19 protein-coding genes and 1 pseudogene are annotated in these 19,449 nt (G+C 70.8%); 11 read left to right on the top strand and 9 right to left on the bottom strand.

The annotated features are described in order from the left end of the window. Positions 1–111 precede the first annotated feature (111 nt). Positions 112–1,875, top strand: coding sequence for an acetyl/propionyl/methylcrotonyl-CoA carboxylase subunit alpha (locus OHS33_RS22870; RefSeq protein WP_330332268.1), 1,764 nt, complete (start codon positions 112–114; stop codon positions 1,873–1,875). A gap of 111 nt (positions 1,876–1,986) precedes the next feature. Here the strand turns inward: OHS33_RS22870 and OHS33_RS22865 are convergent, their stop codons facing one another. Beyond that, entirely contained in the window at positions 1,987–2,937 is a 951-nt protein-coding gene (locus tag OHS33_RS22865) for a DeoR/GlpR family DNA-binding transcription regulator (RefSeq protein ID WP_330332267.1), read from the bottom strand. A 168-nt stretch (positions 2,938–3,105) separates the two neighbouring features. Next, entirely contained in the window at positions 3,106–4,545 is a 1,440-nt protein-coding gene (locus tag OHS33_RS22860; RefSeq protein ID WP_330332266.1) for an NAD(P)H-quinone dehydrogenase, read from the bottom strand. A gap of 172 nt (positions 4,546–4,717) precedes the next feature. On the opposite strand from OHS33_RS22860, the gene OHS33_RS22855 reads away from it, so the two are divergent. The 3 genes from OHS33_RS22855 to OHS33_RS22845 all read left to right on the top strand — a co-directional run bounded on the left by OHS33_RS22855 (position 4,718) and on the right by OHS33_RS22845 (position 7,842). Continuing rightward, positions 4,718–5,155: a gamma-glutamylcyclotransferase gene (locus OHS33_RS22855; RefSeq protein ID WP_330332265.1), complete on the top strand. Its 438-nt coding sequence runs from the start codon at positions 4,718–4,720 to the stop codon at positions 5,153–5,155. A 159-nt stretch (positions 5,156–5,314) separates the two neighbouring features. Next, complete coding sequence (locus tag OHS33_RS22850) at positions 5,315–6,121, top strand: purine-nucleoside phosphorylase (protein ID WP_330332264.1); 807 nt, start codon at positions 5,315–5,317, stop codon at positions 6,119–6,121. Positions 6,122–6,186: 65 nt separating this feature from the next. After that, positions 6,187–7,842 (top strand): phospho-sugar mutase, encoded by a 1,656-nt coding sequence (locus OHS33_RS22845; RefSeq protein ID WP_330332263.1) that lies wholly within the window; start codon positions 6,187–6,189, stop codon positions 7,840–7,842. A gap of 160 nt (positions 7,843–8,002) precedes the next feature. On the opposite strand, the pseudogene OHS33_RS39855 reads toward OHS33_RS22845, so the two are convergent. Next, positions 8,003–8,077, bottom strand: a pseudogene (locus OHS33_RS39855) (helix-turn-helix domain-containing protein); the annotation flags it as partial. Positions 8,078–8,181: 104 nt separating this feature from the next. Here OHS33_RS39855 and OHS33_RS22840 point away from each other — a divergent pair. Next, positions 8,182–8,715, top strand: a complete 534-nt coding sequence (locus OHS33_RS22840; protein ID WP_330332262.1) for an NUDIX hydrolase — start codon at positions 8,182–8,184, stop codon at positions 8,713–8,715. Here OHS33_RS22840 and OHS33_RS22835 read toward each other — a convergent pair. After that, positions 8,685–10,043, bottom strand: coding sequence for a hypothetical protein (locus OHS33_RS22835; protein WP_330332261.1), 1,359 nt, complete (start codon positions 10,041–10,043; stop codon positions 8,685–8,687). The two genes, OHS33_RS22840 and OHS33_RS22835, sit on opposite strands and share 31 nt — an antisense overlap. A gap of 581 nt (positions 10,044–10,624) precedes the next feature. Here OHS33_RS22835 and OHS33_RS22830 point away from each other — a divergent pair. The 3 genes from OHS33_RS22830 (at position 10,625) to OHS33_RS22820 (ending at position 12,862) form a co-directional block, all read left to right on the top strand. Next, the gene (locus OHS33_RS22830) at positions 10,625–10,780 is read left to right on the top strand and encodes a hypothetical protein (protein ID WP_157853303.1); all 156 of its coding nucleotides are present in this window, start codon (positions 10,625–10,627) and stop codon (positions 10,778–10,780) included. A gap of 91 nt (positions 10,781–10,871) precedes the next feature. Continuing rightward, on the top strand, positions 10,872–12,083 hold the full coding sequence (locus OHS33_RS22825) for a JmjC domain-containing protein (protein ID WP_330332260.1): 1,212 nt from the start codon (positions 10,872–10,874) through the stop codon (positions 12,081–12,083). After that, positions 12,017–12,862, top strand: coding sequence for an aldo/keto reductase (locus tag OHS33_RS22820; RefSeq protein WP_330332259.1), 846 nt, complete (start codon positions 12,017–12,019; stop codon positions 12,860–12,862). Before OHS33_RS22825 ends, OHS33_RS22820 begins: the two co-directional genes overlap by 67 nt. On the opposite strand, the gene OHS33_RS22815 is transcribed toward OHS33_RS22820, so the two are convergent. Then, complete coding sequence (locus OHS33_RS22815; RefSeq protein ID WP_330332258.1) at positions 12,853–13,710, bottom strand: hypothetical protein; 858 nt, start codon at positions 13,708–13,710, stop codon at positions 12,853–12,855. The genes OHS33_RS22820 and OHS33_RS22815 overlap by 10 nt on opposite strands. A gap of 205 nt (positions 13,711–13,915) precedes the next feature. Between OHS33_RS22815 and OHS33_RS22810 the strand changes: the two genes are divergently transcribed. Next, positions 13,916–14,263, top strand: a complete 348-nt coding sequence (locus OHS33_RS22810; RefSeq protein ID WP_330332257.1) for a hypothetical protein — start codon at positions 13,916–13,918, stop codon at positions 14,261–14,263. A gap of 18 nt (positions 14,264–14,281) precedes the next feature. On the opposite strand, the gene OHS33_RS22805 is transcribed toward OHS33_RS22810, so the two are convergent. The 3 genes from OHS33_RS22805 to afsQ1 are packed head-to-tail and all read right to left on the bottom strand — an operon-like array spanning position 14,282 to position 17,165. Then, on the bottom strand, positions 14,282–14,968 hold the full coding sequence (locus OHS33_RS22805; protein ID WP_330332256.1) for a hypothetical protein: 687 nt from the start codon (positions 14,966–14,968) through the stop codon (positions 14,282–14,284). Beyond that, a complete protein-coding gene (locus OHS33_RS22800; RefSeq protein ID WP_330332255.1) occupies positions 14,965–16,491 on the bottom strand; it encodes a HAMP domain-containing sensor histidine kinase in 1,527 nt (508 codons plus the stop codon). Before OHS33_RS22800 ends, OHS33_RS22805 begins: the two co-directional genes overlap by 4 nt. Then, a complete protein-coding gene (gene afsQ1, locus OHS33_RS22795) occupies positions 16,488–17,165 on the bottom strand; it encodes a two-component system response regulator AfsQ1 (protein ID WP_283460500.1) in 678 nt (225 codons plus the stop codon). Before afsQ1 ends, OHS33_RS22800 begins: the two co-directional genes overlap by 4 nt. Positions 17,166–17,414: 249 nt before the next feature. On the opposite strand from afsQ1, the gene OHS33_RS22790 reads away from it, so the two are divergent. Further along, entirely contained in the window at positions 17,415–18,122 is a 708-nt protein-coding gene (locus tag OHS33_RS22790) for a SigE family RNA polymerase sigma factor (protein WP_330332254.1), read from the top strand. Positions 18,123–18,273: 151 nt separating this feature from the next. Here the strand turns inward: OHS33_RS22790 and OHS33_RS22785 are convergent, their stop codons facing one another. Continuing rightward, positions 18,274–18,981: a uridine kinase family protein gene (locus OHS33_RS22785; RefSeq protein WP_330335153.1), complete on the bottom strand. Its 708-nt coding sequence runs from the start codon at positions 18,979–18,981 to the stop codon at positions 18,274–18,276. A gap of 65 nt (positions 18,982–19,046) precedes the next feature. Here OHS33_RS22785 and OHS33_RS22780 point away from each other — a divergent pair, with 65 nt between their 5' ends. Continuing rightward, positions 19,047–19,397, top strand: a complete 351-nt coding sequence (locus tag OHS33_RS22780; RefSeq protein WP_330332253.1) for a hypothetical protein — start codon at positions 19,047–19,049, stop codon at positions 19,395–19,397. Positions 19,398–19,449: the final 52 nt, after the last annotated feature.

The raw sequence follows: 19,449 nt of genomic DNA, 5'->3' as shown, positions 1-19,449 counted from the left end.
TCGAGGGAGCCTCGAATAACGCTCCGTGTGGGCAAGCTCACCTCTGGGGACGGGTCGAAAGGCCGTGTCGGCTGTCCCTAAACTCAGCTTGTTTTCAAGGAGGGAGTCATCGTGCGCAAGGTGCTCATCGCCAACCGTGGCGAAATCGCTGTCCGCGTTGCTCGGGCTTGCCGGGACGCCGGGATCGCCAGCGTATCCGTGTACGCCGATCCGGACCGGGACGCTCTGCATGTCCGCGCGGCCGACGAGGCTTTCGCGCTGGGCGGTGACACCCCGGCCGCCAGCTACCTGGACATCGCGAAGGTCCTCCAGGCGGCAGCCGATTCCGGAGCGGACGCCATCCACCCCGGATACGGCTTCCTGTCGGAGAACGCCGACTTCGCGCAGGCCGTCATCGACGCGGGCCTGATCTGGATCGGCCCGCCCCCGCAGGCCATCCGCGACCTGGGTGACAAGGTCGCCGCCCGGCACATCGCGCTGCGCGCCGGGGCCCCGCTCGTCGCGGGCACCCCCGACCCGGTCTCCGGCAGCGACGAGGTCGTCGCCTTCGCCGCCGAGCACGGGCTGCCGGTCGCGATCAAGGCCGCCTTCGGCGGCGGCGGCCGCGGCCTGAAGGTCGCCCGTACCCTCGAAGAGATCCCCGAGCTGTACGACTCGGCGGTCCGCGAGGCCGTCGCCGCCTTCGGGCGCGGCGAGTGCTTCGTCGAGCAGTACCTCGACAAGCCGCGCCACGTGGAGACCCAGTGCCTGGCCGACTCCCACGGCAACGTGGTCGTCGTCTCCACCCGTGACTGCTCGCTGCAGCGCCGCCACCAGAAGCTGGTCGAGGAAGCCCCCGCCCCGTTCCTGAGCGAGGCCCAGAACGCGGAGCTGTACGCCGCTTCGAAGGCGATCCTGAAGGAAGCCGGCTACGTCGGCGCCGGCACGGTCGAGTTCCTCGTCTCCGCCGACGGCCTGATCTCCTTCCTGGAGGTCAACACCCGCCTCCAGGTCGAGCACCCGGTCACCGAAGAGGTCGCCGGCATCGACCTGGTCCGCGAGATGTTCCGGATCGCCGACGGCGAGGAACTCGGTTACGGCGACCCGGTCCTGCGCGGGCACTCCTTCGAGTTCCGCATCAACGGCGAGGACCCGGGCCGCGGCTTCCTGCCCGCCCCCGGCACCGTCACCAAGTTCGCCGCGCCCTCGGGCCCGGGCGTCCGCCTCGACGCGGGCGTCGAGTCCGGCAGCGTCATCGGCCCGGCCTGGGACTCGCTCCTGGCCAAGCTGATCGTCACCGGCGCCACCCGCGAGCAGGCCCTGCAGCGCGCGGCCCGCGCGCTCGCCGAGTTCGAGATCGAGGGCATGGCCACAGCCATCCCGTTCCACCGCGCGGTCGTCGCCGACCCCGCGTTCGCGCCCGCCGACGGCACCCCGTTCACGGTCCACACCCGGTGGATCGAGACCGAGTTCGTCAACGAGATCCCCGCGTTCGTGGTCCCCGCGACCGACGACGAGCCGGACGAGCCGGGCCGCGAGACCGTCGTGGTCGAGGTCGGCGGCAAGCGCCTGGAGGTCTCGCTGCCCTCCAGCCTGGGCATGACCCTGGCCCGTACCGCGGCCGCCGGGGGCGCCAAGCCCAAGCGGCGCGCGGCGAAGAAGTCCGGTCCGGCCGCGTCCGGCGACACCCTCGCGTCCCCGATGCAGGGCACCATCGTCAAGGTCGCCGTCGAAGAGGGCCAGCAGGTCAACGAGGGCGACCTGATCGTCGTACTCGAAGCCATGAAGATGGAGCAGCCGCTCAACGCGCACCGCTCCGGCACCATCGTCGGCCTGGCCGCCGAGGTCGGCGGCTCGGTCACCTCGGGCGCGACCATCTGCGAGATCAAGGACTGACGTCAGTCAAGGACCGACATCGGTCAAGGGCGCCCGCCAAGGGCGTTCGTACACGCCGACGGGGCTGGACATCCCTCCAGCCCCGTCGGCGTTTCCACGCGTTCACGCGCCCTAGCGGCGGCGCATGTCCGCGACCCTGGCGCGCTCCCCCGCCTGCTGCTCCAGCATCCCCGAAGGGGCGCTGCGCAGTTGGGCGGTGGGGCCGCCACGGCGCTGTACGGGCAGCGGGGAGTCCCGGCGCGGACGCCGCCCCTGCATGCCGTCGGCGGCGGGGGCGGCGGTGCCCCCGGCGACCGTGATCTGAACGCCCTGGTCGGCCAGCGCCTGGAGCTCGGTGGCGGCCCGGTCGTCGTGCGGCTGCGGTTCGTCCGTCACCAGCCGGGTGATGACGTCCGTGGGCACCGTCTGGAACATGGTGTCCGTACCGAGCTTGGTGTGGTCGGCCAGGACCACGACCTCGGCGGCCGCCGCGACGAGTGCCCGGTCCACGCTCGCGGAGAGCATGTTGGACGTGGACAGCCCGCGTTCGGCGGTCAGGCCGCTGCCGGACAGGAACGCCCGGGAGACGCGCAGCCCTTGGAGGGACTGCTCGGCCCCGCTGCCGACCAGCGCGTAGTTGGACCCGCGCAGGGTGCCGCCGGTCATCACGACCTCGACCCGGTTGGCGTGCGCCAGTGCCTGGGCGACGAGCAGCGAATTGGTGACGACGGTCAGACCGGGCACCCGGGCGAGCCGGCGGGCCAGCTCCTGGGTCGTGGTGCCCGCGCCGACGACGATGGCCTCGCCTTCTTCGACGAGACTCGCCGCGACATCGGCAATGGCGGTTTTCTCCGCCGTCGCGAGATGGGACTTTTGCGGAAAGCCGGACTCCCGCGTGAAACCGCCCGGCAAGACCGCACCGCCGTGCCGGCGGTCGAGGAGTCCTTCTGCCTCCAGTGCCCGCACGTCCCGCCGTACGGTCACTTCGGAGGTCTGGACGACGCGGGCGAGCTCACGGAGCGATACCGCTCCGTTGGCGCGCACCATTTCGAGGATCAATTGACGACGTTCTGCAGCGAACACGAAACTGACAGTAACGCAACCAGTCCGTTCCTTTCAGTGCCCGGCACCGAAATGCAGAAGATGAGAACAGATCGGGCACTGGTGTGATATGCGCGCTTCCGGCGCAACCGGCCGGAACCGGAAGCGCCGGAAGCTCCGGAAGGAGAAGCTCCGGAAGGGGAACGGCAATTACGCTTCCCCGGCCGCCTTGCGGGTGTGCAGCTGGCGGGCCACCTCGGCGATCGACCCCGACAGCGAGGGGTACACGGTGAACGCGTTTGCGATCTGCTCGACCGTCAGATTGTTGTCGACGGCGATCGAGATGGGATGGATCAGCTCGCTCGCGCGCGGGGCCACGACCACGCCGCCGACGACGATCCCGGTGCCGGGACGGCAGAAGAGCTTCACGAATCCGTCGCGGATGCCCTGCATCTTGGCGCGCGGGTTGCGCAGCAGCGGCAGCTTCACGCAGCGGGCGTCGATCTTGCCGGAGTCCACGTCGGCCTGGGTGTAGCCGACGGTGGCGATCTCGGGGTCGGTGAAGACGTTCGAGGACACCGTCTTGAGGTTCAGCGGGGTCACCGCGTCGCCCAGGAAGTGGTACATCGCGATCCGGCCCTGCATGGCCGCGACGGACGCCAGCGCGAAGATCCCGGTGACGTCACCGGCGGCGTACACGCCCGGCGAGGAGGTCCGCGAGACCTTGTCGGTCCAGATGTGCCCGGACTCGGTGAGCTTGACCCCGGACTCCTCCAGGTTCATGTTCCGGGTGTTGGGGATCGCGCCGACCGCCATCAGGCAGTGCGTGCCCGTGATGACGCGGCCGTCGGAGAGGGTGACCTCGACCCGGTCGCCGACCCGCTTGGCGGACTCGGCGCGGGAGCGGCCGACGACGTTCATGCCGCGGCGGCGGAAGACGTCCTCCAGGACGGCCGCGGCGTCCGGGTCCTCGCCCGGCAGCACGCGGTCGCGGGAGGAGACCAGGGTGACCCGGGAGCCGAGGGCCTGGTAGGCGCCGGCGAACTCGGCGCCGGTGACGCCGGAGCCGACCACGATCAGTTCCTCGGGCAGCTCCTCCAGGTCGTAGACCTGGGTCCAGTTCAGGATCCGCTCGCCGTCGGGCATCGCGTCCGGGATCTCGCGCGGGTGCCCGCCCGTGGCGATCAGGACGGCGTCGGCGGTCAGGATCGTCTCCGTACCGTCCGCGGCCGTCACGATGACGTCACGGGTGCCGTCGATGCCCTGCGGGCCGCCGAGCTTGCCGCGGCCGCGCAGCACGCGGGCGCCCGCCCGGGTGACGGAGGCGGTGATGTCGTGGGACTGGGCCAGCGCGAGGCGCTTGACCCGTCGGTTGACCTTGCCGAGGTCCACGCCGACCACCCGGGCCGCCTGCTCCAGCGGCGGGGTGTCGTCGGCGACGACGATGCCCAGCTCCTCGTACGACGAGTCGAAGGTCGTCATCACCTCGGCGGTGGCGATCAGGGTCTTGGAGGGCACGCAGTCGGTGAGGACCGACGCCCCGCCCAGACCGTCGCAGTCCACGACGGTCACCTCCGCGCCGAGCTGGGCCCCCACCAGGGCCGCCTCGTAGCCGCCTGGGCCGCCGCCGATGATCACGATCCGGGTCACGAAAAGTCCGCCTCACGTCTACCCGGCCGGCTGCCCCCCGGCCGGGGGTTCCGGGGGTCTCCCCGGGGGATGCATTCCGTCCCCCATTGTCCCGCACGCATCAAGGTGCTTCGCGCCCGGTCCCGCCATCCGGGCACGCGTCCACCGCCGTCCCTCCCGTACCCTCGACCTCATGTCGCTCTACGCCGCGTACGCCGGCAACCTCGACCCGCGGCTGATGACGCGCCGCGCTCCGCATTCCCCGCTGCGCGGAACGGGGTGGCTGAACGACTGGCGGCTGACGTTCGGCGGGGAACAGATGGGCTGGGAAGGCGCGCTCGCCACGATCGTGGAAGCACCCCGCCACCAGGTCTTCGTCGCCCTGTACGACATCGCGCCGCTGGACGAGGAGTCCATGGACCGGTGGGAGGGCGTCGGGCTCGACATCTACCGCCGGATGCGGGTGCGGGTGCACACCCTGGACGGCGAGGAAGCCGCCTGGGTGTACGTCCTGAACGGGTACGAGGGCGGCCTGCCGTCGGCCCGGTACCTCGGGGAGCTGGCGGACGCCGCCGAATCCGCGGGCGCGCCGCACGACTATGTGATGGAACTCCGCAAGCGGCCCTGCTGAGCCTGCGCCCCGGCGGGGGCCCGCGCCCTGGCCCCGCCCCCGCCAGGGCATTCGGCCGGACCCGCCGGGACAATTGGTCGGAAACGACAAAGCAACGATCCGAACACCGTGAGCTGTGCCATCTACGCGCGTAGGGGCAGAGCGGTTACGCTCGTCCGCGTGAACGCATCTGTTACCGATCCCCACGCCGCCGCCGACGCCGCGGCCGCGCGTCTGCGTGAGCTCACCGGCGCCGAAACCCACGACGTCGCCCTCGTCATGGGCTCCGGCTGGGCGCCCGCCGCCGAGGCGCTCGGCGCCCCCGAGGCCGAGTTCCCGGTCACCGAACTCCCGGGCTTCCCCCCGCCCGCCGTCGAAGGACACGGCGGCAAGATCCGCTCGTACAAGATCGGCGACAAGCGCGCGCTGCTCTTCCTCGGCCGGACCCACTACTACGAGGGCCGCGGCGTCGCCGCCGTCGCGCACGGCGTCCGTACCGCCGTCGCCGCCGGCTGCAAGACCATCGTCCTCACCAACGGCTGTGGCGGCCTGCGCCCGGGCATGCGCCCCGGCCAGCCGGTCCTGATCAGCGACCACCTCAACCTGACGGCCACCTCGCCCATCATCGGCGCGAACTTCGTGGACCTGACCGACCTGTACTCGCCGCGCCTGCGCGCGATGTGCAAGGAGATCGACCCGTCGCTGGAAGAGGGCGTCTACGTCCAGTTCCCCGGCCCGCACTACGAGACCCCGGCCGAGATCAACATGATCCGCGTCATGGGCGCGGACCTGGTCGGCATGTCCACCGTGCTGGAGGCCATCGCGGCCCGTGAGGCCGGCGCCGAGGTCCTGGGCATCTCCCTGGTCACCAACCTGGCGGCGGGCCTGTCCGGCGAGCCGCTCAACCACGAAGAGGTCCTGCAGGCCGGCCGCGACTCGGCCGCCCGCATGGGTCAGCTGCTCACCCAGGTCCTCGCCCGGATCTGAGCCATCCGAGCCGGCCGTACGCAAGGCCGCGAGGCCGCGAGGTTACGAGAAGTAAGGCGGAAGCAGTGCAGGAACAGGACGACCTGATCGGCCGGGCCCAGGCCTGGCTGGCGGAGGACCCGGACCCGGAGACCGCCGAGGAGCTGGCGCAGCTCATCGAGAAGCGGGATCTGGACGAGCTGGCGGACCGGTTCTCCGGTCTGCTCCAGTTCGGCACCGCCGGCCTCCGCGGCGAGCTGGGCGCGGGCCCCATGCGGATGAACCGCAACGTGGTCATCCGTGCCGCGGCGGGCCTCGCGGCCTACCTGAAGGCACAGGGACACGCGGGCGGCCTCGTGGTCGTCGGCTACGACGCGCGCTACAAGTCGGCGGACTTCGCGCGGGACACCGCGGCCGTGATGACCGGCGCCGGTCTGCGCGCGGCCGTCCTGCCCCGCCCGCTGCCGACGCCGGTCCTCGCCTACGCCATAAGGCACCTGGGCGCCGTCGCCGGCGTCGAGGTGACCGCGAGCCACAACCCTCCCCGGGACAACGGCTACAAGGTCTACCTCGGCGACGGCTCGCAGATCGTGTCCCCCGCGGACACGGAGATCGCGGCGCAGATCGACGCGATCGGCGCGCTGGCCGACGTACCGCGTCCGGAGAGCGGCTGGGAGGACCTCGGCGACGAGGTCCTGGAGGCCTACCTGGCGCGTACGGACGCGGTCCTGACCCCTGGGTCGCCCAGGACCGTACGGACCGTCTACACGGCCATGCACGGCGTCGGCAAGGACGTCGTGATGGCGGCCTTCGCCCGGCACGGCTTCCCGGCGCCGGTGCTCGTCGCCGAGCAGGCCGAGCCGGACCCGGCCTTCCCGACGGTGGCCTTCCCCAACCCGGAAGAGCCGGGTGCGATGGACCTGTCCTTCGCAACGGCCGCCCGGGTCAATCCGGACATCGTGATCGCGAACGACCCGGACGCGGACCGCTGCGCGGTCGCCGTCCCGGACGACTCGGCCGCCTCCGGCTGGCGGATGCTGCGCGGCGACGAGGTCGGCGCGCTGCTCGCGGCGCACCTGGTGGCCAAGGGCGCCCGCGGCACCTTCGCGGAATCGATCGTCTCGTCCTCGCTCCTGGGCCGGATCGCGGAGGCGGCGGGCGTCGGCTACGAGGAGACCCTGACCGGCTTCAAGTGGATCGCCCGGGTCGAGGGCCTGCGCTACGGGTACGAGGAAGCGCTCGGCTACTGCGTGGACCCCGAGGGCGTCCGCGACAAGGACGGCGTCACGGCCGCCCTGCTGGTGGCGGAGCTGGCCTCGGTCCTCAAGGAGCAGGGCCGCACCCTGACCGACCTGCTGGACGACCTGGCGATGGCCCACGGCCTGCACGCCACCGACCAGCTGTCGGTCCGCGTCGAGGACCTCTCGGTCATCGCCTCGGCGATGGCGGCACTGCGCGCGCGCCCGCCGGTCTCCCTGGCGGGCCTGCGGGTGGTCTCGGCGGAGGACCTGAACGAGGGCACGGCGTCACTGCCGCCCACCGACGGCCTGCGCTACTACCTCGACGGCGCCTACAAGGCCCGCGTGATCGTCCGCCCCTCCGGCACCGAGCCCAAGCTCAAGTGCTACCTGGAGGTAGTCGTCCCGGTCCCGGACGCCCCCGCCCTGACCGGGGCCCGCACCCGCGGCCAGGAAATCCTGGACGCGATCAAGAAGGACCTGTCGGAGGCGGCGGGCATTTAGCCCTTCGCCGCAGACACCCGAAGGCCCCCCGAGCACCGGGCGGTTTCTAGGGATCGTTGCAACACGTGGTTGTGTTGATCAGACCGCGAGCAGTTTGTGCAGGCGCTCGGCTGGGGTTTCCCAGCCGAGCGTTTTGCGTGGGCGGCCGTTGAGCTGTGCGGCGATTGCGGCGGATCTCCCGGCTGACTGTGGACGGGCTGCGGCCCAGCTCGGCTGCGATCGTACGGATGGTGGCGGCAACGTCGCCCTATTCGTCATCCTGACATGAATTGGCCCGAACCTGGCTGCCGTTCGATCTGACTCTGCGATGCTGGAGGCCGATCGAGAGGGGCGGCAGCGATGCAGTGGAAGATCCACGGGGAACGTCCGATCTACGAGAACAAGTGGGTGAACCTCTGGCTCACCGACATCGAGACGCCGGACGGGAACCGCTGGGAACACCACGTCGTCAAGCTCCGCCACCTGGCCGTGGCCGCTGTCATCAATGACCGCCAAGAGGTCCTGATGATGTGGCGCCACCGCTTCATCACGGACGCGTGGGCTTGGGAGCTGCCCATGGGTCTGGTGGAGGCGGACGAGACGCCCGGCGAGGCTGCCGCTCGTGAAGTCCTCGAAGAGACCGGCTGGCGTCCGGGTCCGATGAAGCCGCTGATCTACGCCGAACCGGCAAACGGCATCACGGACTCACAGCACCACCTGTTCCGCGCGGACAGTGCGACGTACGAGGGGCCGCCGACCGAGAAGAACGAGTCGGACCGGATCGAGTGGATCCCGCTGGCGAACATCCGGGGCATGATCGACCGCCGCGAGATCGTCAGCAGCGGCTCCCTCGTAGGCCTCCTCTACGTCCTGATGGACGAAGGGGTTCGCTGACCCGGCGGGGGGAGCATCGCTCGTAGGCGTGCCTCGAAGGCAACCGCGGCCGGCACCTCGCGATAGGGCGCAAGCTGCTCGTAGAACTCGCGAAGGTGTCCGGTCACCCGCTCGGACGACACGGCTGCGGCGGGTACCAGTGCCTCGATCGCCGTGTGGCACGCCTGGTCGAGCTTGCCCCGCTGGAGCTGGGTACGGGCCAACCAGAAGGCGTGAAGCGCCCTACCGCGCTGGTTCGCGGGGTCCTCCCGCTCCAGTGCATCCGCGATCAACGGTTCGGCAATCGCCGCCTCGCCGAGACGGCCGTGCGCGATGCCCGTGTCCACGATGAGCTTCAGCTCGTCGAAGTACGCCACCCATGCCGGGTCCGGGTCATCCGCTTTGATCCGCCCGTACTGACTGTGCGCCTCCGAGATCGCGGTGTGGGTCGCTGTCCGGTCACCCAAGGTCGCATGGGCGAACGCCTCCCGCATGGCCAGCATGGCCCGGACTCTCGGCGTAGTGCCGAGGGCCGCTCGGGCCTGGTCCTGGGCAGCAGACACCAGCGCAAGCGCGTCCGCCGGCTTGTCCTGGTACGTCGCTTGCAGGCTCATGCACGCCAGCACGTTGGCCATGAATGGGTGGTCGTCAATCTCACGGGCCAGTCGCAGAGCCTCCGCGAAGTACGCGCGGGCCTGGTGGTACTGCCGGGCATCGAAGAACGTCCACCCGGTCAACCGCGCCAGCTCCGCCGCGATGCCGTACAGGCCGTGCTGGATCAGCCTCGGCCGCTGGTCCTTGAGCAGCCCCTCGACATATCGCAGCTGGCCGACGACGGCGGGTCGAAGCGTCTCGCCCCCGTGCTCGTCATCGCGACGCCAGTAGTCCTCGATCGAAGAGCGTAGGGCGTGCAGCGTGGATGGGCTGGGGTTCGTCCCGGCGGCCAAGGCCAGGATGCTGTCCACCTCCACGCTTGGTAAGACGCTGAGGGGTTTGGGTTCAGCCGCCAGGTGGCCGAACTCCGGCCTCCCCTGCTCGGCCGCTGCCAAGACAGCGGGCGTCTCCCACGTGCGGCGGGCAAGCCCAAGCATGTGCCCCGGGATGCGCAATCCATCGGCGATCCGCTCGATCACTTCCATGTGGAGGAGCTGCCGCTGGCCCGCGATCACCTCACCCACTCGGCTCGGCGTCAGTTCGCACTGCCGCGCGATCATCGACGGGTAGATGCCCGCCCGCGTCTTCACCAGCCGGAAGACCCTCGCGAAGTCACGGGCGCGGCAAGCGTCGATCATCTCGGGCTCGGTGAGCAGACTCGCCGGAAGTTCCTTCGTGCGACGTGACTCGGGCATCGGGGCACGCTCCGGAGGAAGACTACGGATCGCTGCAAGGTCTCAACCGAACGTGATGTTACCCAAGTTGGGTAATCCGCTGGACCTTTCTGGCCCGTCGTCCTGATCGCGATCCTTCTGGACATGGCGAAGCGACCGAGGACGACCGCCTTAAACGAGTCGGCGGGCACTCCTGACACAGAGCGAACGGCCCTCGGAAAGACCTCTGACCTGGGCATAGAACCCCGCGTCCGGATGAGCATCCGGGTGTCTCGGGACTCGGGCCGGACGTGGTCGCCGAGCACGCGGGTCCTGGAAGGCGACCCGTTCGACATCCTTTCCAACCCCGGCCGCTACCCACCGTGCGAGTGCCCCCGCTGTGGCGGTACGTCGTCGTCGGCCCGTGCCCTTCGGCCGGCATCCATCGCGCCGGGGGCGGCGTAGTGACCGCTTCGGCACGAATCCCGAGTTCGCGCGATCCGTGGCCTCGCGCCACCCCCGTCTCCTCACCGGCCCGGAATCACCAGGCGCTGGTGAGGCACGCCCCATCGGGGCTGGGCCGGCACCCGTCGGCCCTGGACTTCCAGGAAATGGAGACACACATGGCAGCACAGAAGGAAGACCTGCTGATCGGCGTCGAGAGCCTGATCAAGGTCCAGGACCGCTTTACCGCTGCGGCGGCGGAGTCCGACTCCACCGGCACCTCCGCGGGCGACGACGGCGAGAACCGCGACGGCCTGAACCTCCCGCAGGAGTAGCCCCGCCAGTACGCCACAGCACCACCCGGGGGCCCGTCATCCACAGCGGGCCCCCGGCCTTCACCCGCTATGACACCGACCGGAGGAACACGTGGACCACCTCTTCGTCACCGCACTGGAGAAAGCCCTCGGCTGGGACGGGCCCGGTGAACTCGGAGCCGCTTTCGCCCGGGGAACGATCGAAGACCTTGCTCTGCTCGATCGCCTGCTCAACCCCAGGAAGCTGCTGGACCTGGTGATGCGCCGCAGCGTCACCACGCCCCAGTTCCGCATCTTCCAGGGCGGGGCCGAACTGCACCCCGGCCGCTACATCCACCCCTCCGTCACCCGGCGGGGACAGGCCATCCCCATGGCCGACATGCGCCGCGTCGGCGGGCTGATGCGCGAGGGCTGCACCATGGTCCTGGACGAGGTCGACTTCTTCGACCCGGCCATGGAAGCCACTTGCCGCGCCCTCCAGTGGTGGGCCCGCGAGCTGGTGCAGGTGAACGCCTACCTGACCACCCAGGACGCCAGCGGCTTCAAGCTCCACTGGGACGACCACGACACCGTGATCGTCCAGCTCGCCGGCCGCAAGAGCTGGGAAGTCCGCGGTACCTCGCGCAAGGTTCCGATGTACCGCGACTCCGCCCCCAACGCCGAGCCCAGCGAGGACATCGTGTGGCAGGGCGTCATGGAGCCCGGCGACGTGATGCACATCCCGCGCGGCTTCTGGCACCAGGCCACCCGCCACGACCAGGGCGACGGCTACAGCCTCCACGCCACCTTCGGCATCGTGAAGCGCGTCGGCGTGAACTGGCTGGCCTGGCTCGCCGACCAGGCCCGCACGCAGGACCTGTTCCGGTACGACCTGGACCGCTGGAACTCCCCCGGCCAGTGGGACGGGCAACAGCAGCTCCTGGCCGACGCTGTCGCCGAGATGGCTACGAAGCTGCCCCCGCAGGCCTTCTTCAATTCCCGTGAGCGGGAACGGCTGGCCGCCCGGCACGTCCCGGCAACCGGCCTGTTCGGCAAGCCCGCGGCCGTCGTGTGCGTCACCGACTTCGAGCCCGTGATCGAGCAGCACCACGACACCGTGGACGTGCTCGCCGCGGGCAAGAAGCTCACGTTCACAGGCAAGGCGTACCCCGCCCTCACCCTGCTGCTGAGCGGCCACCCCGTCGATATCGCCGACGCCACCGAGAAGACCGGCCTGGACGTGGATCAGCTGGCCGAGAACCTGCTGAAGGAGGAACTGTGCACGGAGCTGACCCCCGCCTTGTCCTCGGCCTACACCGGTCTCGTCACCACCGCGACATCCTGACGGCCGCACTCGACCTCGGCATCACCACCCTGGACACTGCGGCTCCCTACCTCGGCTTCCGCTCTCACGCGGTGCTGGCCGAGACGGCCGCCGATCTGCTGCCGAAGTTCACCCTCTCCACGAAGGTGGGCTTCTTCCCAAGCCCCGGAGGTGCTGAGCACTCCCTTGATCCGGTCCGGCTGCGACTGGCCGTTGAGCGAGCGGCCCGCGAACTCGGCAGGGAACCTGACACCGTGCTCCTCCACAACCCCGAACGGAGCCTCGCGGGTCTGTCCCATGCCGATGGCCACGCCCTCCTCGGCCATGCCTGCACCGCCCTGGCCGACGCCGCCCGCGACGGTCTGTGCCGCGTCTGGGGTGTGGCCTCCTGGGATACCCGGTCGCTCGGAATGGTCCAGGTGGACGACCTGCCGTCCCCGGACGTCTTGATGGTCCGGGCCGGGTTCCTCGTGGGCGTCGACCTCCTCGACGCCACAACCGCCCTGCGCGCCGTCTGGCAGGCGGGAGAGACCTGGGGCATGAGCCCCTTCGGCGGCGGCCACAGGAAGGTGTGGGAGGAGTTCGACCCCCGCCCGTTCCTCCGATCGCCCCACGATGGGTTGTCCCGCGTGCAGGCGGCATTCCGTACGGCGTTCCACTTGCCGAGCGCTGCTGCGGTCGCGGTTGGAACCGACGACCCTGGGCACCTGGCCCAGTTGGTCGAGGCCTTGGGCGCGGAGGTGGACGCCTCCGCCGTCAGTCAGTACGTGCGGGCCCTCCATGGACACCGTCAGAGCTGAAGCTCGGCCACCAGACGCTCGGCTTCCTTCCGGGCCGGCGCCAGCAGCGGATCCTCCTCGTACGCGTAGGGTCCGACGATCTTCGACAGGAAGAACAGCGACATCAGCTTGCCGTCCCGGCTCTCCAAGTCCGCACGCCGCTCCTGGTGGACGCGGTCCGCGAGCCCCGGGACGGCCAGCGCGTTGCCCCACAGCGTTGCCGCGTCCAGGCCCCGGGGCGCCATGCCCCAGTCCTCCCAGTCGATGAGGGAGAACTCCGGTCCCATCACGTTGGCCCAGGTCAGGTCCGCATGAGCCGGCGCCCACCGCTCGATCTGTGTGTCGGCCACCCCGGGGAAGACCGCCCCGAGAGTCTGGGTCACCTGCTCCTGCGTGATCGTCACCGTGTCCGGCGTCGCGATCCGCGGTGTCTGCTGTGAGGCAAGCGCGTCCAGCGAGGCGTTCAACGTCTCCCACCACTCGACCGGCAGGCCCGGGTCTTCGAGCACCAGGGCGCCCTTGCCGACAGACGGCGACGCAAGCAGCTCCAGCTCATCCGCGCGCCACATCACCGGCTCGCCCGGCTCGCGCCACGCCACGCCCTGGTACCACTCGGGCATCGCGACCCCTTGCAGCACAGCGGCGGCCTCGGTCCCGTTCCAGCCCTGCTGGCCGATCCGCTCGAATCCCCGCCGCTCGATACGTACCCACGTACCCCGCTCCGTAGGGCCTCCCAAGGAACGGCGCTTGCGTACGAGCGCCTGCCGATCCAGTCGTACGTGCAGGGCCTCTTCTACCCGCTCCAGCACGTCTTCCACCGGCTGACGGCGCAGATCCACGTGGGCAGCGATGGGCAGGGATCCATTCATCACAACCTCCTTGGCGAACGGATGACCGTAGCAGGAAGAGGCCCAGCCACACGATTGGCGCGTCGACACGGAGTCCATCAACTTCCTCCGCTCCGCTGACCGTTGCAAGAACGACCATCGCCTCGCCCGGCGGTCCCCAGGGGCTGTCGCCGCCCCCGGCCCCTGGCACGGCTCCGCGCGCCGACGTGATCATTAAGGTTCGGTCATGACCACACGGGACGACTTGCTCATCGATCTGATCAACCGGACGGAGATGGAGGGCCAGGGGCCGCGCATCACGGTCGTCGCGCAGGGCGTGGTGATAACCGGTCGCATCGCTGCCCGTCGGCACTGGGCGACGGGCCTTGCCGGGCGGCTCGGCGACGCGGAGCTGCCCGACGAGCGGTTCGCCGAGGACTTCGCCCGGGAGGCCGGGGAGATCCCCGATTACCCTCCGGCCTTCCTCCACCTCCAGGGCTGCCAGCTCATCTCCGGCTCCAGCAGCCTCCCCGCCGCGCTGGGCGAGTCCTTCAAGGTCCCGCTCGCCGCGATCAGCGCGTGGAGCGTGCGGTAAGCGGCGCCGCGGGGCCCCTTACGCCCCTGGTCCCGCGCTCGGCGGCGCTGCCGCCGAGCGGCTTGGTTTGACCACGTCGCCCAGGGTCGGGATGGATTCCGGGCGGGCGCGGACGGCTTCCGTGCATTCCCAGGTGCGCGGCGGGTCCGCGTCGGGGCCGCCCAGGGTGACGGGGCCCGCGCCCAGGCCCGCCGCTTCGTTGCCCGCGAGCGTGCACACGATCTGGGACAGGGCGATCGGCGGCAGGTCCTCCGGCTTGCGGCTCAGGCGCAGCGTGCCCTTGGGGTCGCCGGGGCGCGCCGTACCGGCCGCGAGGTTCTGCGGCACCCCCGTGCTGAACCCGGCGTCGGTCTCCTGCGCGGACGGCGCCCGTTCCAGTGCCTCCAGCAGGGCCTGCGCGACCAGGGCCAGCGGGTCGCGCACGGTGCTCTTCTCCGGGAGCGGAACCACCCGGTCGACGCCGACCAGCTGCGATCCGCACACCAGCTGCACGGTGGCCCGGAAGCCCTGGGCGTCCGCGCCGTTCTGGGCGGGCGTGTCGCAGGAGACCCGCGAGGGCGCCGCCCCGACGTCCACCGGGACCGTCGTGGCCCGGATCCCGCAGCCTGCCGTGCCGGCCAGCAGCCCCGCGGCGGCCACGCCGAAGAGCAGCCCGTTGCGCAGCCCGTTGCGCATCCGCCTCATCCGTCCGAAGCGATCCCTCATCCGCCCGCACCTCCTCCCAGGTCCATCGGCAGCCGCAGCGTGAACACCGCGCCGCCGCCGTCCCCGTTGGCGGCGGTGATGTCACCGCCCTGGATGTGGGCGTTCTCCACCGCGATGGACAGGCCCAGCCCGCTGCCGTCCGACCGCGGCCGGGAGGCGCTCGCCTTGTAGAACCGGTCGAAGACGTGCGGCAGCACCTCCTCGGGGATTCCGGGCCCGTTGTCCTTGACCTCGATGACCAGCCACGACAGGCCCTCTTCGCGGTCCTCCGAGCGGTCCTCCGAGGGGTCGGAGACCCGCACCGAGACCCGCACCGGCGAGCCGCCGTGCTTGAGGGCGTTGCCGATCAGGTTCGCGAGGATCACGTCGAGGCGGCGCGGGTCGAGGCGCGCCACGATGCCGCGCTCCGCGTCCAGTTCCACCGCGTCCAGCCAGGCCCGCGCGTCGATGCAGGCCGTGACCTGGTCGGCGACGTCGACGTCGTCCAGCACCAGCCGGGCCGTCCCCGCGTCGAAGCGGGTGACCTCCATCAGGTTCTCGACCAGGATGTTGAGCCGCCGGGTCTCGCTCACGACCAGCCCGACCGCCGGTGCGATCATCGGATCCAGCGTGTCGGCTTCCTCTTCCAGCACCTCGGCCACCGCCGTCAACGCCGTCAGCGGAGTGCGCAATTCATGCGACATGTCGGCGACGAAGCGCCGGCTCGACTCCTCCCGCGCGCTCATGTCGGCGACCTTCTTCTCCAGCGCCTCGGCCGTCTTGTTGAAGGTGTGCGACAGATCGGCCAGTTCGTCCGTCCCGGACACCTCCAGCCGGGTGTCCAGCTCGCCCTCGCCGAGCTTGCGCGCCGCGTCCCCGAGCCGCTGCACGGGCTTGAGCACGGTGCGCGCCGCCGCCTGCGCGAGCAGCGCCGAGCCCAGCAGGGCGAGCCCGGTCGCGATGCACAGCGACCAGGCCAGCGCGTTCAGGTCGTCCCGTTCCTGGGCGAGCGACTTGTACATGTACCCGGTCGGCCCGCCGCCCACGATCCGCGTCCCGCCGACGAGGTACGGGTGGCCCCGTGGCGTCGTACGCTGCCAGTACATGTGGTACTCGGCGTTGTTGGCGGACGTGGTCTTCTGCCGGTCGTTGACGGCCTGTTGCAGGGACTTCGGTACGTCGTCCAGCCCGAAGGAGTCGGGACCCGCGGCCCCGAACACCTTGCGCCCGTCCTTGCCCTCGCGCACCAGCAGCACGCTGTAGCCGGGGCTGCTGCCCGCCATCAGCTCGGCGGTGCGCTGCAGCTCCTCCTGCGAGGGGTCGGCGGGCAGCGCCGCCGCCCGGTTCTGCATCTCCTGCCGGAAGTCGCCGAGCGCCGCGTCCTGGGTACGGGTGAGGACCGCCTCGCGGTTGAGCCAGTACGCGATCCCCGACGCCGAGACGGCCGCCGTCAGCGCGACCAGCGCGAAGACCAGGAGCAGCCGCAGCCGCAGACTCGTCCAGCGCCGGCCCGCGAGCAGCGACACCGCCGCCGCACGGATCACTGCGGGGAGTCCAGGCGGTAGCCGACGCCGCGCACGGTGCGGATGAGCGTCGGCGAGGAGGGGATCTCCTCCACCTTGGCGCGCAGCCGCTGGACGCACGCGTCGACCAGGCGCGAGTCGCCGAGGTAGTCGTGCTCCCAGACCAGGCGCAGCAGCTGCTGGCGCGAGAGCGCCTGCCCGGGCCGCCGGCTCAGCTCCAGGAGCAGCCGCAGCTCGGTGGGCGTGAGCTGGAGGTCCTCGCCGTTCTTGGTCACGGTCATGGCGGCGCGGTCGATCACCAGCGAGCCGAAGACCGCCGAATCGGTCGCCTCGCGCTCGCCGCGGCGCAGCACGGCCCGGATCCGGGCGTCGAGCACCCGGCCCTGGACGGGTTTGACGACGTAGTCGTCGGCCCCCGACTCCAGGCCCACGACGACATCGATGTCGTCGTTGCGCGCGGTCAGCAGGATGATCGGCAGCTGGTCGGTGCGCCGGATCCGGCGGCACACCTCGAAACCGTCGATCCCGGGCAGCATCACATCCAGCACGATCAGATCCGGCCGCTGCTCGCGCAGCAGTTTCAGGCCGTCCTCACCCGTCGCCGCGGTGGCCACACGGTGGCCCTGGCGTGACAGGGAGAGTTCGAGGGCCGTGCGGATGGCGTCGTCGTCCTCGATCAGCAACAGGAAAGGCACGGGCTCATTCTGTCCCATCGACCGTCCGGCGTACGACCGTCGCGCGGACCGTCCTGCGGCGAACCTGCGGCGAACTCCGGCCACGGGCACATCCACAGGTGGCTGTGACAGGCCTGTGACAGTCGAAGGACACCCCGGTTATCTGCCGTGGGCAGTCTTCTACCAACGCACAAGACGCAGGACCAGCAGGACCCAGCAGGACCAGCGGGACCGAAGCAGACACACACACTCCACGACGGGGGGCGCGAGATGAACACGCTGTACGGCACCACGACCAGCGCGGTTGTCACGCGGCTGCACGATGTGAACCGACGGGCGGGTGTCCGTCCGGTCACCGTCGCCCGGCAGCGGCCGGCGCACACGGTAGCCATCGACGCACAGAAGTACTCCGCCCCCTCCGTGGCCCCCGCGGCCGCACCCGTCCCGTCGGTCACGGCGGAAGCCGAGTTCACGGCGTACGTCGAACAGCGCCGGGCCTCGCTCTACGCGACCGCCTTCCACCTCACCGGTGACCGCCACGAGGCGGAGGACCTGCTCCAGAGCGCACTGTTCTCCACGTACCGCGCCTGGGACCGGATCAGCGACAAGGCGGCCGTCGGCGGCTACCTGCGCCGCACCATGACCAACCTGCACATCAGCGCCTGGCGCCGCCGCAAGCTGAACGAGTACCCGACCGAGGAACTGCCGGAGACGGCCTCCGACACGGACGCGATGCGCGGCACCGAGCTGCGCGCCGTCCTGTGGCAGGCCCTGACCCGCCTCCCGGAGCCGCAGCGCACGATGCTGGTGCTGCGCTACTACGAGGGCCGCACCGACCCGGAGATCGCCGAGATCCTGGACATCAGCGTCGGCACGGTCAAGTCGAGCATCTGGCGCTCCCTGCGCCGCCTGCGCGAGGACGAGGCCCTGAGCTTCGGCGCGGACGAGGCGGAGTCGTTCGAGGAGCTGGTGGCGTAACGCCACGGAGACCACACGGCCGGGGGGACCGTCCTACGGGGGTGGGACGGCGGCCACGGAGGGGGAACGAGCGGGATCAGGCGGCCGGGGGTCCGCGTGATCCCGCTCGTTTTTTACGTCCTGGAGTTACGCCGCTTTTACGTACCCGGAGCTACGCCGCCGCGCCGCTGCGCGTCGTACGGTGACGCCCTGCCGCGGCGGCGGCCAGCCGGCCGAGGGCCTCGTCCCGGGCGCAGGCGTGCGCGCCCAGCGCGGTGTGCCGCGCCACGATCCCGCGCTCGGCCCGCATCAGCCGCCAGCCCCTGCGCAGCAGGAACGGCACCGACTTGCGGCCCTCCCGCAGATCGCGCGCGAGGCGCCGCCGGAAGGTGGTCGCGGGCCGCCCGCGCAGACAGATCGCGTCGGCCAGCAGGCCCAGCTCCTGGCACCGGGCCACGATGTCCGCGGCGAAGATGCCCTCCGCGATGAACAGCGGGGTGCGCGCTATGTCGAGGGTCTCGGAGCCGGTCCGCGAGCTGGTGGCGATGTCGTACACCGGCACCTCGGTCCGGCCGCCCGCGCACAGCTCGGCGACGGCCGCGACCGCCGCGTCGGTGTCCCAGGACAGCGGCGAGTCCCAGTCGATGTCGGAGCTGCCTTCCACCAGCGGCAGGCTGGGGTCGTCGCCCTCTTTGTAGAAGTCGTCGAGGCGCAGCACGGGCAGCCCGGAGCGCGCGGCCAGCGAGGATTTTCCGGAGCCCGACGGACCGGTCAGCAGGACGACTCGGGTCGGGGAGGGAGAGGAACAGCTCACGGGACACCAGTCTGAACCATTAACCCGCGTAGGGAGTCCCCCAGGTGGCCGGTTGGTATCCAGGATCACACCTCCACTACGCTGCGTGCGCACGCGACTACGACCGCAGACGCAACCACAGGTGGAATTCCATGGCACGTCACGCAGCCTCCTCGTCGGTCCTGCGCACCGCAGGCCTCACCCTCACGATGGCCGGTGCGGCCCTCGCCCTGGCCGCGGGCGCGGCCCAGGCGGGTGAGCTGGACGTTCCGGCCGCGCTGGCCGGGGTCACCGACCCGATCAAGAACCTCCAGGTCAACCCGCTGGCCAACACCGGTGTGGACCCGCTGAACAACGGCATCGCCACGAAGGTCGCGGACTTCCCGTCGGTCGGCACGAACATGGTCACCGACAGCGTGACCAAGGGCGCCAAGGTCGGCGAACTCCCCCGGGCGGCGGCCGCCTCGCTGCTGGGGCCGCTGCTCCCCGGCGCCGTGAAATAGACGTGAAGTAGACCCGGGAGCGGGTACGGGAAGGCCCCGACAGCACGGGGGT

Source organism: Streptomyces sp. NBC_00536, from assembly GCF_036346295.1.
Lineage (GTDB): Bacteria > Actinomycetota > Actinomycetes > Streptomycetales > Streptomycetaceae > Streptomyces.
Note: the sequence above shows the minus strand (reverse complement) of the source record. Positions and strands in the feature narration are given on the sequence as shown.